The organism is Microbacterium sp. C5A9 (genome assembly GCF_022627955.1).
Lineage (GTDB): Bacteria > Actinomycetota > Actinomycetes > Actinomycetales > Microbacteriaceae > Microbacterium.
Window position 1 is genome coordinate 263094 of sequence record NZ_JABXGD010000007.1, and the last position, 13432, is coordinate 276525.

The window sequence follows — 13432 nt, forward strand, 5'->3', positions numbered from 1 at the left end:
CGGTTTCCGGGCGGGCATCGGCCGTCTCCGGCGCAGGGGGGCGAACCGCAGGGCGCGGTGAGCGGGCTCAGTCGAGCGTGAGGCCCCACTGCAGGGTCCAGGTCTCGCCCGGGGTGAGCCGTCGGATGCCGATACCGCTGTTCAGTGCATCGGCGGGAGCGGTCATGGGCTCGATCGCGACCGCGAGAGACTGCCCGGGGTACTTGTCGGTGGTGTAGACCTGCACGACGTCGAAGCCCTCGCCCTGCCAGAGCGTGACACGACGACCGTCGGGGGCGGTGAGCGAGTGCCGCACGAGTCCGTCGGCATCGCGGTCGAGGTCGGTGAAGCCGGTGTCGAGGTGGATGTCTCCGAGACGCACGCCGTCGCGGAGTGCGGCATCCGCCGGGCGAGTGCCCGTGGGCAGCATCCGCTCATCGGTGTCGAAGGCCGTGTGCGCGGGCACGCTGAGCACGAGATCGTGCGGATCCACATCGCCGATCGTGACGAACGGGTGGGTGCCGAGAGCGACCGGAGCGGCCTCGGCCGAACGGTTGGTCAGCGCGTGGGTCACGTCGATGCCGTCTGCGCGCAGCACATAGGTCACGCTGGTCTCGATCAGGTAGGGGTAGCCCGTCTGCGGGACGATCGTGGCGCTCAGCGTCGTCGCGGATGCGCTCTGCTCGATGTCGTACGCCGTGAAGCGCAGGAGTCCGTGGCTGGCGTTGTGGAACTTCGGCTCGGTGAGGGCGAGCTGCCGCTCGACGCCGTCGTCGCTCCAGCGACCGTCGCGGACGCGGTTGGGCCAGGGCGCGAGCACGACGCCCGAGCACGACGGGGTCGGGGCGTCGAGGGGATACGGGGCGATGAGGTCGACGGCTCCGATGCGGAGCGATCGGAGGGAGGCGCCGACCTGCGCGATCTGAGCGCTGACGTCGCCGAGCTGGAGGTGCACCTGGGTGCCGGTGGGGGATGCGGAGGTCACCCCGCAATCGTAGGGCGCGTCGCACGTGCCGGTGGACTGGGCGGTTTGTCAGGTGCGACCGCTACACTTGATGCGTCGGCTTCGGACACCCGCGCAGTGCGCGGACGTTTTTGTGTAAGAAGTGTGAGTCCAGGGGCCGATGGTGAGCGTCGCTCGACGCTTGATCAACCATCACATGAATGGCCCCGGCCGCTGACAGTCCGGAACCCTGCTCGATCGCATCCGATCGGGCGCAGGGTGCTCGCGCGTGTGCGCGGCGCTGTTCTCGTGCGAGAACTCAGAAGGACACACCCATGCCCAAGAACAAGAAGCCTCGCGGCGGACGTCCCGCCGCCAACTTCGAGCCGCGCTACGGCGCGAGCAAGACGTCGTTCCACGACCGCCACGCCGGCGGTCGCGACGGCTCGCGAGACACCCGCGACTCACGCGATTCCCGCGACACCCGTGGCGGACGTGCGGATGCCGGCGAGCGTCGCACCGCGTCTGCCGGTTTCGACCGTCGTCCCGGCAGCCGCAGCGCCGGCCACCGCGGATACCGCCCCGCCGAAGAGGGCAGTGCGCCCAAGCAGCGCTGGAGCGCGCAGGAGCGCGCGGGTCGCGATGAGGCCCGCGGCATCCGCAACCGCGCCGAGTCGGGTCGACACAACGCACCGCACAACCGCGACGAGCGTCCCCGCTTCGACGACCGCTCCGAGCGTCCCCGCTACAACAGCGACCGTCCGACCGGAGGGCGACGCTTCGACGACCGCCCTCGTCGTGACGACCGCGGCGGCCAGCGTCCGACCGGTCCCGGCACCTACCGCGATGAGCGCGGCGGCCAGCGTGACGAGCGTCCGCGCCGTGACGACCGCGGCGCCAACACCCAGCGCCAGGGCTTCCGCGACAACGACCACCGCGACGGTGGACGTGCGGGTCGTGACGACCGCCGTGACCAGCGTTCCGGTGGCTTCCGCGACGATCGCGGTGGCCAGCGCTTCTCCCGTGACGACCGCTCGCAGCGCGACGACCGCGGCGCGTCCGAGCGTCCGCGCTTCAACCGCGACGACCGTCCCGCCCGCTCGGGTGACCGCACCGAGCGTCCGCGCTTCGACCGCGCATCGTCCGAGCGTCCGCGCTTCGACCGTGACGAGCGTCCGCGTCGTGACGACCGCAACGACCGCCCGCGTCGTGACGACCGTGCCGGCGCCGACCGCCCCGAGCGCTCCTTCGACGCCGACCGCGCCCGCCGCGCCTTCGACCGTGACCGCGCCCAGCGTTCGATCGAGGGCGGCCGCGACGAGCGCTCGCGTCCGTCGACGGGTGGCGCGTACCGCACCGAGCGTCCGCGTCGCGACGACCGCACCGCTCGCGATGCGCGTCCGACCCGCGACGACTGGAACAAGAAGCCCAAGGCCGCTTTCGAGCCGACCGACGACGTCGTGCACGAGCGCCTCGAGGCCAAGTCCGTGGCAGCGGTCGAGGTCGACGGTGTGAGCTTCGGCGACCTCGGTCTGGGATCCAACATCGTCGAGACCCTCGTCGGCATGGGCGCGGCGACGCCGTTCCCGATCCAGGCGGCCAGCATCCCGGCCGTGCTCGAGGGCCGAGATGTGCTCGCCCGTGGCCGCACCGGCTCCGGCAAGACCATCGCCTTCGGCGCTCCGCTCGTCGAGCGCGTGCTGCAGTCGCAGGCCGGCAAGCGTCGTGAGTTCGGCCGGTCGCCGCGCGCGATCATCCTCGCTCCGACCCGTGAGCTCGCGCTGCAGATCGACCGCACGATCCAGCCGATCGCCCGCAGCGTCGGTCTCTTCACCACGCAGATCTACGGCGGCGTGCCCCAGGGCCGTCAGGTGGGCGCGCTGAAGAAGGGCGTCGACATCGTGATCGGCACGCCCGGTCGCATCGAGGACCTGGTCAACCAGGGCAAGCTCGATCTCTCCGACTGCCGCATCGCGGTGCTCGACGAGGCCGACCACATGTGCGAGCTCGGGTTCGTCGAGCCGGTGCAGCGCATCCTGCGTCACACCGCCGACGGCAGCCAGAAGCTGCTCTTCTCGGCGACGCTCGACCGTGAGGTCGCGGCGCTCGTCGACGAGTTCCTCGTCGATCCGGCCGTCTACGAGGTCGCCGGTGAAGACCAGGACTCGAGCACGATCGAGCACCGCGTGCTCGTGATCGAGCACCGGGACAAGGCCGACATCCTCACCTCCCTCGTCGACCGCGACGGCAAGACCCTCGTCTTCGCCCGCACCCGCGCCTACGCCGACATGCTCGCCGAGCAGTTCGACGATGCCGGCATCCCCGCGGTGTCGCTGCACGGTGATCTCAACCAGGCCAAGCGCACGCGCAACCTCGAGCGGCTCACCTCGGGTCGCGTCAACGTGCTCGTCGCGACCGACGTCGCCGCCCGCGGCATCCACGTCGACGACATCGACCTGGTCGTGCAGGCCGATGCTCCGGACGAGTACAAGACGTACCTGCACCGCTCCGGTCGCACCGGCCGCGCGGGCCGTTCGGGCCGTGTCGTGACGCTGATCACGCGTCAGCGTCAGCGCCGCATGACCGAGCTGCTCGAGCGCGCCGAGATCGACGCGCCGTTCGAGAACGCTCGCATCGACGACGACCTGATCGAGGAGATCGCCGGTCGCGTGCCGACGGCGGCAGACCTCACGGCCTGATCCGTCCGACTCGAAGGCCCCGTCCCTGCATCCGCGGGGGCGGGGCCATCGTCGTGCGTCGGCCCCTGGGGCGGTGAACTCGCTGTCGGGCGGAGGAACGCGCGCGCGTCGGCCTCCCTACGGGGAGTTCACCGCCCACACGGTGCCCGAGGGGCGGATGCCGCGGTGCATGGCGACGCGGCACGTGGTGCGGATGCCGCGGTGCATGGCGACGCGGCACGTGGTGCGGAGCCGACTCAGCCCAGCTCGTGCACGTGCACGGCGCTGGTCACGCTCGTGCCGTTGAGGTCGAGGTACAGGGTTCCCTCGGTGACGGTGATCGTCATGGTGTTGCGGCGCTCGATGAGCGGAGCGGCCGACTCGATGAATCCGGGGTCGAAGCTGAAGACCCGGATGTCCTCGGAGCGGTGGATGCGCTTGTCGACCCACGGGGCCATCACCTTCACCGGATCGCGGTGCGTGTAGACGACCGTGCGCTCGGCGAGGCGGCTGCCGTAGTGCAGGCGTTCGGCGTCGGGGGCGCCGACCTCGATCCAGGCCGTGGTCTGTCCGGTGAGGTCGCGCACGAGCACGGCCGGCTCATCGGTCTGTGAGATGCCGCCGCCGAAGGCGATGCCCTCGGTGAACTCGAGCCCGTAGGCCAGCACGCGGGTGAGCATGTAGGCGTCGGTCTCGGACGGATGCCTCGCGACGCGCAGCGCGAAGTCGTCGTACACGCCGCGATCCATGTCGGCGAGCTGGACGTCGAACGTGTGCATTGTGGAGCCGATAGCCATAACGAACGAGCCTACGCGTCCGTGGCAGGGGTCGCCGACGCGTCCGGCACGCCTGCCTGCGCCGCAGCGGTCAGAAGAGCAGTGCTCGGAACGGCAGCGCTCAGAACAGCATCGGCTGTGCGGGCGCGGGTGAGGGGGCGAACGCGGGCGCGGGCCGCCCGTGGGGCGCGGACGCACGGATGCCGCGCACCGGATAGTCGTCCTCGTGCTGTGCGTCGAGCCCATGCAGCCGGATCAGCGGTCGGGCCCGCTTCGCGAGCCACTGGCGATAGCCCTTCGGGGCTTCGGCGGAGACGCCCGGATACAGCCCCCGGTACGACGAGACGAGGTCGGGGCGGAACTCCCCGAGCCACTGCATGAACCACGGCTTCACCCCGGCGCGCAGATGCAGCGCGCCGTAGACGACGCTGCTCGCCCCGGCCTCCTTGATGCGTCGCAGTGCGGTGTCGATCGCCTCGACCGAGTCGGTCATGTGCGGCATGATCGGCATCAGGAAGACCGTGACGCGGAAGCCGGCGTCGCGCAGGGCTCGCACCGTGTCGAGACGCGCCTGCGTGGTCGGGGTTCCGGGTTCGATGGCCTTCTGCAACTCGTCGTCGTACATCGCGATCGACATCTGGATGTCGACGGGCACGCGCTGTGCGGCTCTCACGAGCACGGGGATGTCTCGCCGGATCAGCGTTCCCTTGGTCAGGATCGAGATCGGCGTGCCCGACGCGGCGAGGGCGTCGATGATGCCGGGCATGAGCCTGTAGCGCCCCTCGGCCCGCTGGTAGGGATCGGTGTTCGTGCCGAGAGCGACGGTCTCATGGGCCCAGCTGCCGCGGCGCAGCTCTCTCTGCAGCACCTCCACGATGTTCGTCTTGACGACGATCTGCGAATCGAAGTCGGCGCCGCCGTCGAGATCGAGGTACTCGTGCGTCCCGCGAGCGAAGCAGTTGTGACTGACGACCCCGTTCGCGACGAAGTCTCCTGTTCCCGTCGTGATGTCGAGGAGATCCTGTTCTCTGGGGATCGCCGAGATGCTCACCACCCGCAGCCCGGCGGAGCTCTTCACCGCCGTTCCCACGGCGGCGCCCGTCGCACCGGTCCCGTACCCCATGAGCCGGTTGTTCGTGGTCAGATGCGGGCGCTGGCCGGACGCGGCATCCATCACGTGCTTCCACCCGCGATCCGTGAGGAATCGGTGATCCCCGCTCGCGACGATCTCCGTGCCGTCGGCGAGGGCCACCCGGTAGGCGGGCTTGCGTGTGGGCCATTTCGCCTGGATCGTCGTACGGACGTATCGCCTGTATCGCCCGTGGCGCTCGGTGCCGATGATCTCATCGCCGATCTCCAGGTCGGAGAGCGGGCGTTGCCGTCCGTCCGCGCACAGGATCGACGTGTCGGGGGAGAGGCAGTACACGCAGGCATGACTGCATCCGCGATACGGGTTGATGGTCCACGCGAAGGGCATGCGTGACGCACCCGGAACATGGTTGAGGGCCGACTTCGACAGCACCTCGTGGAACGTCATGCCCGCGAACTCCGGGGTGGTCACGGTGCGGACGAGCCCGGCACGGTTCTCGAGGCCCGGCAGCGCGGACTCGTCCGCCTCTCCGACCTTCTGCCCCTGCCATCGCATAGTTCATTCGAACATAGGAACGAGTCGTGCGTCAACCTGATTCGCAGTTCTCTTCGATCGCGACGGCGGTGCGGCGGGGATCGCGGCAGGGGTCTCCGATGCGACTTAAGACACAATGGAGCAATGCTCTCCTCGCCGCAGCCTCAGCATGCGGCACGGCGTTCCCGGGTCCTCGGGGCTGCTCTGCCGCTCGGTCTCGCGGTGACCGCCGTCGGAGTCCTGCTCTCGCTCGCGAGCACCCCGACCGCGGTCTCGACCCAGCCCGAGCCGGCGCTGCCCGAGCCGGTCGTGATCGCGTCGGTGCCCGAGGTGCAGGTCGGGGCGACGACCGCGGCCGATCCGTGTTCCGAGCCGAGCGTGCTCGAGGCGATCGCCGTGGCCGACGACGCGGCCATCATCGCGGGCTTCGGCGGTGGTGAGAGCTTCCGCTCCGCCGTGGTGGCGGGCAACGCGCCGTGCATCTCGCTCGCCGACCCCGCGCACGTGTGGGTGGTGGTCAACAAGGCGCGTCCGCTCGATCCGATCGAGTACGCGCCCTCGTCGCTCGCCGACCTGCCGATGCAGATGACCACGAGGTCGGGTCAGGCTCGGTCCGATGTCGCGGCGGCGATCGGCGCTCTGGTGGCCGACGCGGCGGCCGAGGGGGCGGGGAGCATCGGAGCGAACAACGGGTATCGGTCCTACGATCTTCAGGTCGCGACGCACGCGTCTCACGTGCGCAACAGCGGTCAGGCGGGCGCGGATGCGTCCTCGGCCCGTGCAGGCCACAGCGAGCACCAGACCGGCCTCGCCCTCGACCTCGTGGCCTGTGATTCCGCGTGCGGAGGGATCGACGCCTTCGGCGGCACTCCGCAGGGGGCATGGGTGGCCGAGAACGCCTGGGAGTACGGGTTCATCGTGCGCTACGAGCAGGGTGGCACGGGCATCACCGGGTACAAGCCGGAACCGTGGCATCTGAGGTACCTCGGCCCGGAGCTCGCGGCTGCCTACCACCACGGCGGATATCACACGCTCGAGGAGTTCTTCGCGCTTCCCGCGGCTCCCGATTACGCGCACTGATCAGCCGTAAAGGCGTTCTTGCGGCATCCGACAAACGCGAAACCCAGTCTCACCTCCTGTGAGATGCATTCCCACAACCGACTGTCGCCGCATCGGGCACCGGCATAGAATCGCCGGAGCAAAGACGCACGAGACGTTCGGGAGGACGCAATGGAACGCGACATCTACGAAGAGGATCACGAGGCCTTCCGCGACCTCGTCAAGGACTTCGTCAAGCGCCACGTGAGCAACGAGGCGATCGAGCGATGGGATGCCGCGGGAGAGATCGACCGCGCCACCATGCTGGCGGCCGGTGAGGCGGGCCTGATCGGTCTGTCGGTGCCCGAGGAGTTCGGCGGTGCCGGGATGCTGCAGGACTACCGCTTCCGCACCATCGTGATGGAAGAGGTCATCGCCTCGGGCGCAGGGTCGCTGGCGGGCGCCTTCGGCATCCAGGACGACCTGGCCGTGCCCTACCTCGTGCACATGGGCACGCAGGAGCAGAAGGAGAAGTGGCTGCCCCGCATGGCCACGGGCGAGGTGCTGGGTGCGCTCGCCATGACCGACCCCGGAGCGGGATCGGATCTGCGCGGCATCAAGACCAACGCCAAGAAGGTCGACGGCGGGTACATCCTCAACGGCGCGAAGACCTTCATCTCCTCGGGCTCCACGGCCGACGTGGTCGTGACCTTCGTCAAGACGGGCGAGGGCAACCGGCCTGACGCGTTCAGCCTGCTGCTCGTCGAGAAGGGCATGAAGGGCTTCGACCAGGGCAAGCGGCTCAGCAAGATGGGCTTCCACGGCTGGGACACGGCCGAGCTCAGCTTCACCGACGTGTTCATCCCCGACGAGAACCTCATCAGCGGCAAGGAGGGGCAGGGCTTCATCCAGCTGATGCTGAACCTGCCGCTCGAGCGCCTCTCGATCGGCGTCGCCGCGGCCGCGGCCGCACAGGCCGCCCTCGACTGGACCGTCGCCTACACGAAGGACCGCGAGGCGTTCGGCGAGCGCATCGCCGACTTCCAGAACACCCGCTTCCGCCTCGCCGACATGGCGGCGACCACCGACGCGATGTGGGCGTACATCGACCGTGCGCTGCTCGCCTACAAGAACAGCACGCTCACCGCGGAGGACGCCGCGAAGGTCAAGTTCTGGGCGACCGAGCGCGAGTGGGAGGTGCTCGACACCGGCGTGCAGCTGCACGGCGGCTACGGCTACATCATGGAGTACCCGATCGCCCGGGCGTTCACCGATGCTCGGGTGCACCGCATCTACGGCGGCACCAACGAGATCATGCGCGACCTCGTCGGTCGTCAGATCGTCGGCAAGCGCTGACGTCCCGTCTGCGAAAGGCCCAGGATGCTCGCATCCTGGGCCTTTCTCGTCGGGGCGGCGCACCGTCCGACCCGAGGACGGATCCTCTTCCGGGCACAGATTCGGACCGCAGGCGCGACGCGCCGGGATGGGCGGCCGGATGACGGCGCGCCGCGCGACGGCATCCGAAGCCCAGCCCGGAGGAGGGGCACCGGAAGGCGATCAGTCGAGCGCCGGTCAGCGGGGCAGACGTCCCCCGACTCCGGCCTTGCGCAGCCGGTCGGCGATCAGGATGCCGAGCGCCGTGCCCCCGAGGCAGCTCGCGAGCGTGATCGCGAAGAACGTGATCTGCAGGCCGAGGCCGAACGTGCCCAGGTCGAACGACGCCCAGGCGAGGATCGGATACACGATGCCGACGATCGCGGCGCCGAGGTAGTGCATCCAGGTGCCCCAGTAGCGCCACAGCACGAACAGGAACGGGAGCTCGGTGAACGCGGCCCACCAGACGTTGGTCGCGACGCTGCCGAACCCGTATCCCGAGAAGGGGACGATCACGAGCCCGGCCAGGAGCCCGACGAGCAGGCCAACCAGGGGTCGTCGCAGCAGGCGCAGCGCGATGACCGACGGCAGCAGCCACAGTCCGGCCAACCCCACACTGACGAACGGGAGTCCGGGGAACAGGACCGTCGAGATCCAGTTCGCGGGAGCCAGCAGGATGCCGCCGGCGACGCCGAGAGCGGCGCAGGTCAGCAGGATCGCGGTCGGGAAGCGGAAGCGTGAGCGGCCGCCGCCGATGCGCGGTCGATTCGGCGCCGCGGAGGGCGATTCCCGGGGCGCTTCTGGCCCCGCACCGTGCGTGGGATCCGCCCCGCTCATGCGAGGGGCTCCGCAGCGGCGTCGCGAGCGGCCTTCGAGGCCGGGGAGGACGCACCGATCTTCCAGTACCCGCAGAAGCTCACGGAGTTCTTGTCGACGCCGCGCTCGCCGACGAGGTGCTTCCTGGCGCCGGATGCGAGTGACTGCTCGCCCGCCGCGTACGCGTGGAACGGCGCCGCGGGCAGCGCGAGCTCGCCCAGCCGGGCGAGAGCGAACGACCCGGGAGGGAACTCGTGCGGACGCACGATCCACACGACGTCGACGCCGTCGGGATGCGAGAACTCCAGAGCATCCTCGTCGGAGGGCATCTCGATGATCGCCGTGCCGGTGGCATGCGACGGCAGCGAGGCGCAGATCGAGGCGATCGCCGGCAGTGCGGTCTCGTCTCCCACGAGCACGACACGGTCGGTGCCGCGCTGCGGGTTGAACGTCAGGCCCTCGTCGATGATGAGGACGTTCTCGCCGGGTTCGCAGGTCTCGGCCCAGCGAGAGGCGGGGCCGGCCGTGCCGTCGGCGGCTGATCCGTGCAGCACGAAGTCGACATCGATCTCGGCGCCCGCGTCTGGGGTCGCGGGGCGGTACGCGCGGACGCTGTAGTTGCGCATGACAGGCCGCTCGCCGTCGGGGATGCGCAGGAACTTCAGATAGCCGAACATCCTGTTGGCCTTGGCGGGCACGCGGTCGAGGCCGGCATCCCCGCCGATCGGCAGGAAGAGTCGGAACCACTGGTCGAAGCCCATCGGACGGAACCGCTCGATCTCGCCGCCGCCGAGCGTGACCCGCATCCAGTGCGCGGACAGGCGCTCGGTGCGCAGGACGGTGAGGTGGATGAGCTCGGAGGACTCGGGCTTGACGAGCTTGCTGTATGCCATGTGGATGCCTTTCAGGGCAGCTGCCAGGGGAAGAAGATCACGAAGATCGCGGCGGATGCGGCGATGCAGACGACGAGGAAGACGGTGTCGCGGGTGCGGAACGGCACGAGGTGACGTTCGGTGCGCGTGGGGTGGGCGCCGAAGGCGCGCGAGTCCATCGCGAGGGCGACGCGCTCGGCATGGCGGATGGCCCCGGCGAGCAGCGGCACGATGTACCCCCATCCGCGAGCGATCCGCGCGAACGGTCCGCTGCCGCCGTGATGACCGCGCACCCGGTGCGCGGCGCGGATCACCGAGAGCTCGTGACCGAAACGCGGCACGAACCGGAAGGCGGCGAGGGCGGTGTACCCGATCCGATAGGGCACACGCAGCTGCTGCACGCTCGCCCGCACGAGATCGGGACCGGTGGTCGTCAGGCCTCCGATGAGAGCCAGGGCGATGATCGCCCCGAGCCGCAGCGCCGTGGCGAAGCCGATCGCGAGCGCGCCCCGGTACAGGGTCCAGTCGCCGAGCTGCAGAGCCGTCCCGGTGCCGCTGACGAGGCCGGCGTCGACCCACAGCGAGAACCCCACGCCGATCGCGAGGATGCCCACCGGCAGCGCGACGAACAGCAGAGCCGCGGTGCGCACCGTGAGCCGAGCACCCACCACGATCGTCGCGAGCGCGATGATCAGGAACGCGGCGGGAGTGGCGAGGTCGCGCACGAAGACCAGCACCAGCATGGCCGGAGCGACGCCCGCCACCTTCGCGAGCGGGTTGAGGGCATAGAGGAACTGGCGGGGAGACGAGGCCGTCATCGCCGCATAGGGGTCGAACGTCTGCGCGGTCATGCGACCGTCCGTCCCGCTGCGGCCAGCACGCGCTGCAGAGACGGCAGCCGCAGCCCCGCCTCGACGAACGGCGCCTCATCGCGGAAGAGCTCGGCGGTGCGGCCGGCGGCGTGCACCCGTCCGTCTTTCAGGATGACGACGTGCGAGGCATGCTCGGCGACCAGCTGCAGGTCGTGCGTGACGATCAGGATCGTGGTGCCCTCGTCGCGCAGATCGTGCAGCAGGGCGAGGAGCTCGGATGCGCGGGCGCGGTCCTGGCCGAACGTCGGCTCGTCGAGCGCGAGCACCCGGGGACGCGTGATCAGTGCGGTCCCGACCGACAGTCGTCTCTTCTCGCCCCCGGAGAGCAGGAACGGATGCACGTCGGCCTTGGCCTCGAGCCCGAACCGCGCGAGCATCGCCCCGACCCGCCGGTCGATCTCGGCATCCGCGGTGTGCCGCAGCCGGAGTCCGTGCGCGAGCTCGTCGAACACCGTATGTGCGATGAACTGGTGCTCGGGGTTCTGGAAGACGAAGCCGATGCGGCTCGCGAGCTCGCGCGGCGAGGCCGAGCCGGGGTCGATGCCGTCGACCGACACCTGACGCCGCGGCGGGGGGACCACGCCGGCCAGCGACTGCAGCAGGGTGGTCTTGCCCGCGCCGTTCGTGCCGACGATCGCGGTGAGGGTGCCCGGCTCGACGTCGAGGTCGATGCCGTGCAGGATCTCGGCGCGGCGACGACGCACGGTCAGGCCACGGGCGCGGACGACCGGCGCGATGCCGGTCTCGTCGCCGGACGGCGGCCGGTCACGCGGCCGGTCGGTCGGCAGACCGGATTCCGCGGTGTCGGACGCGAGAGCGGGCTTCGCGCCTGCCGCCGCATCGCGGACCTGGAGTCGGGCGGATGCCGGCGCGGATGCCAGGGCGGCCGCGAGCTCGTCCGGGGTGAGGGGCAGCTCGTCGAACGGCGTCCCGGCATCCCGCATCCGCAGCGCTGCGAGGGAGGCGGCGGGCAGCCAGACCCCCATCGCGAGGAGTTCGTCGACATGGGTGCGGATGATCTCGGCCGGCGGCCCGTCGAATGCCACCCGCCCGGCACGATCGAGCACGACCGTGCGGGTCACGAATCCCATGGCCGCGTCGAGGTTGTGCTCGACGAGCAGGATCGCGCGGTCGCCGGTCGCGATCACGTCGCGCAGGGCCGCGTACACGTCGTCGATGCCCTGAGGGTCGAGGTTCGCCGTGGGTTCGTCGAGCACGACCAGAGGAGATCCCATCGCGAGCGCACAGGCGATCGCAAGACGCTGGCGCCCCCCGCCCGAGAGCCGGTCGGGGTTCTCCTCGCGTCGATCCCACAACCCCACGCGGCGCACGGCGTCTTCGGTGCGCCGATGGACCTCGTCGAGCGGCAGCAGCAGGTTCTCGGGGCCGAAGGCGACCTCGTCGTAGACCGTGCCGGTGACGATCTGGGCATCCGGATCCTGGAACACCATCGCGACCCGCGTGCTCAGCTCGGCGGTGGCGGCCTGAGCGGTGTCGATGCCGCCGGCCTCGACGGCACCCGTCATCGTCGCCGGGACCGCGTGCGGGATGAGCCCGTTGAGCGCGAGGGTCAGCGTCGACTTGCCCGAGCCCGAGGGGCCGAGCAGCAGCACGACCTCGCCGGCGGCGATGTCGAACGTGACGTCTTCGGGCGAGGGGTGCACGGCATCGACGTGCGTGATCGAGAGGTCACGCACGCGGAGGAGAGGCGCAGATGAGCGCACGGCATAACCCCGGTTCTGCGGATCGGTACCGTTCTAACTTAGCTGAGCCTTACCTGAATCGCCACGAGTCGTGGCGGGCACGGACCTCAGCGCCGAGCGACGCCGGCCCGGCTCAGGGCCGCCCCGATCGCGAGCCCCGCGGCCGTCCAGGCGATCGGTCCGAGCACCGAGATCACGAGGTAGGCGATCTGCGCCCACAGGGGGAAAGTCGCGAGGTCGACTGCGAAGAAGACCACGACCGCCACGATCACGCCGATCACGGCCGCCGAGACGAAGAAGCGCCACGCGCCCCACGACCGGTAGCGGGTGAGGGCGGCGATGCCCTCCTGGATGGCGCCGAACAGCAGCGCGGTGCCGATGAAGCGCAGCGCCCAGGCCGGGTTGAACGCACTCGAGATGAGGGCGGCGATCAGATGCGTGACCAGGGCCACGAACGGTCGGCGCAGCACCTCCTGCGCGATGATCCCCGGCAGCACGTGCGAACCGAGGACGAGTCCGTAGAGGTAGGGGGTCAGCACGATCACGCCCGGCGTGATGAGGCCGGCGATCCCTCCGAGGATGCCTGTCGCGACGCCGATCGCGGCGCAGATCAGCAGCACGCGGGTCGTCAGCACGGGGGAGGGGGCCACACTCTCAGCCTACTGTCGACCAATGGCGACTCGGCTGGTCGATCGTCCAGTAATAACCCCGAGGCCTGGAACCCGACGCGAACCCGGCTTAGCGTGAGCGGCGGTGC

General features: G+C 70.1%; 11 protein-coding genes. 3 read left to right on the forward strand and 8 right to left on the reverse strand.

What is annotated here, in order from left to right; translation table 11 throughout:
- Positions 1 to 67: 67 nt before the first annotated feature.
- On the reverse strand, positions 68 to 964 hold the full coding sequence (locus tag HWD99_RS14870) for an aldose 1-epimerase family protein (protein WP_241796968.1): 897 nt from the start codon (positions 962 to 964) through the stop codon (positions 68 to 70).
- Positions 965 to 1257: 293 nt separating this feature from the next.
- Between HWD99_RS14870 and HWD99_RS14875 the strand changes: the two genes are divergently transcribed.
- A complete protein-coding gene (locus HWD99_RS14875) occupies positions 1258 to 3621 on the forward strand; it encodes a DEAD/DEAH box helicase (protein ID WP_241796969.1) in 2364 nt (787 codons plus the stop codon).
- A gap of 236 nt (positions 3622 to 3857) precedes the next feature.
- Here HWD99_RS14875 and HWD99_RS14880 read toward each other — a convergent pair whose 3' ends face one another.
- Together HWD99_RS14880 and HWD99_RS14885 are read right to left on the reverse strand one after the other, a co-directional pair.
- Positions 3858 to 4397, reverse strand: coding sequence for a YaeQ family protein (locus tag HWD99_RS14880; protein WP_241796970.1), 540 nt, complete (start codon positions 4395 to 4397; stop codon positions 3858 to 3860).
- A 100-nt stretch (positions 4398 to 4497) separates the two neighbouring features.
- On the reverse strand, positions 4498 to 6021 hold the full coding sequence (locus HWD99_RS14885) for an Rv2578c family radical SAM protein (RefSeq protein WP_241796971.1): 1524 nt from the start codon (positions 6019 to 6021) through the stop codon (positions 4498 to 4500).
- A gap of 123 nt (positions 6022 to 6144) precedes the next feature.
- On the opposite strand from HWD99_RS14885, the gene HWD99_RS14890 reads away from it, so the two are divergent.
- Together HWD99_RS14890 and HWD99_RS14895 are read left to right on the forward strand one after the other, a co-directional pair.
- Positions 6145 to 7080, forward strand: coding sequence for a M15 family metallopeptidase (locus HWD99_RS14890; RefSeq protein ID WP_241796972.1), 936 nt, complete (start codon positions 6145 to 6147; stop codon positions 7078 to 7080).
- Positions 7081 to 7230: 150 nt separating this feature from the next.
- On the forward strand, positions 7231 to 8394 hold the full coding sequence (locus HWD99_RS14895; RefSeq protein ID WP_241796973.1) for an acyl-CoA dehydrogenase family protein: 1164 nt from the start codon (positions 7231 to 7233) through the stop codon (positions 8392 to 8394).
- A 216-nt stretch (positions 8395 to 8610) separates the two neighbouring features.
- Here the strand turns inward: HWD99_RS14895 and HWD99_RS14900 are convergent, their stop codons facing one another.
- The 5 genes from HWD99_RS14900 to HWD99_RS14920 all read right to left on the reverse strand — a co-directional run bounded on the left by HWD99_RS14900 (position 8611) and on the right by HWD99_RS14920 (position 13325).
- Positions 8611 to 9249 carry an ECF transporter S component gene (locus HWD99_RS14900; protein ID WP_241796974.1) on the reverse strand — a complete coding sequence of 213 codons (639 nt, stop codon included), beginning with the start codon at positions 9247 to 9249 and terminating at the stop codon, positions 8611 to 8613.
- On the reverse strand, positions 9246 to 10121 hold the full coding sequence (locus tag HWD99_RS14905) for a siderophore-interacting protein (protein ID WP_241796975.1): 876 nt from the start codon (positions 10119 to 10121) through the stop codon (positions 9246 to 9248). Before HWD99_RS14905 ends, HWD99_RS14900 begins: the two co-directional genes overlap by 4 nt.
- A gap of 11 nt (positions 10122 to 10132) precedes the next feature.
- Entirely contained in the window at positions 10133 to 10951 is an 819-nt protein-coding gene (locus tag HWD99_RS14910; protein ID WP_241796976.1) for an energy-coupling factor transporter transmembrane component T, read from the reverse strand.
- On the reverse strand, positions 10948 to 12696 hold the full coding sequence (locus tag HWD99_RS14915; protein ID WP_241796977.1) for an ABC transporter ATP-binding protein: 1749 nt from the start codon (positions 12694 to 12696) through the stop codon (positions 10948 to 10950). Before HWD99_RS14915 ends, HWD99_RS14910 begins: the two co-directional genes overlap by 4 nt.
- Before the next feature lie 86 nt (positions 12697 to 12782).
- A complete protein-coding gene (locus HWD99_RS14920) occupies positions 12783 to 13325 on the reverse strand; it encodes an ECF transporter S component (RefSeq protein WP_241796978.1) in 543 nt (180 codons plus the stop codon).
- Positions 13326 to 13432 lie beyond the last annotated feature (107 nt).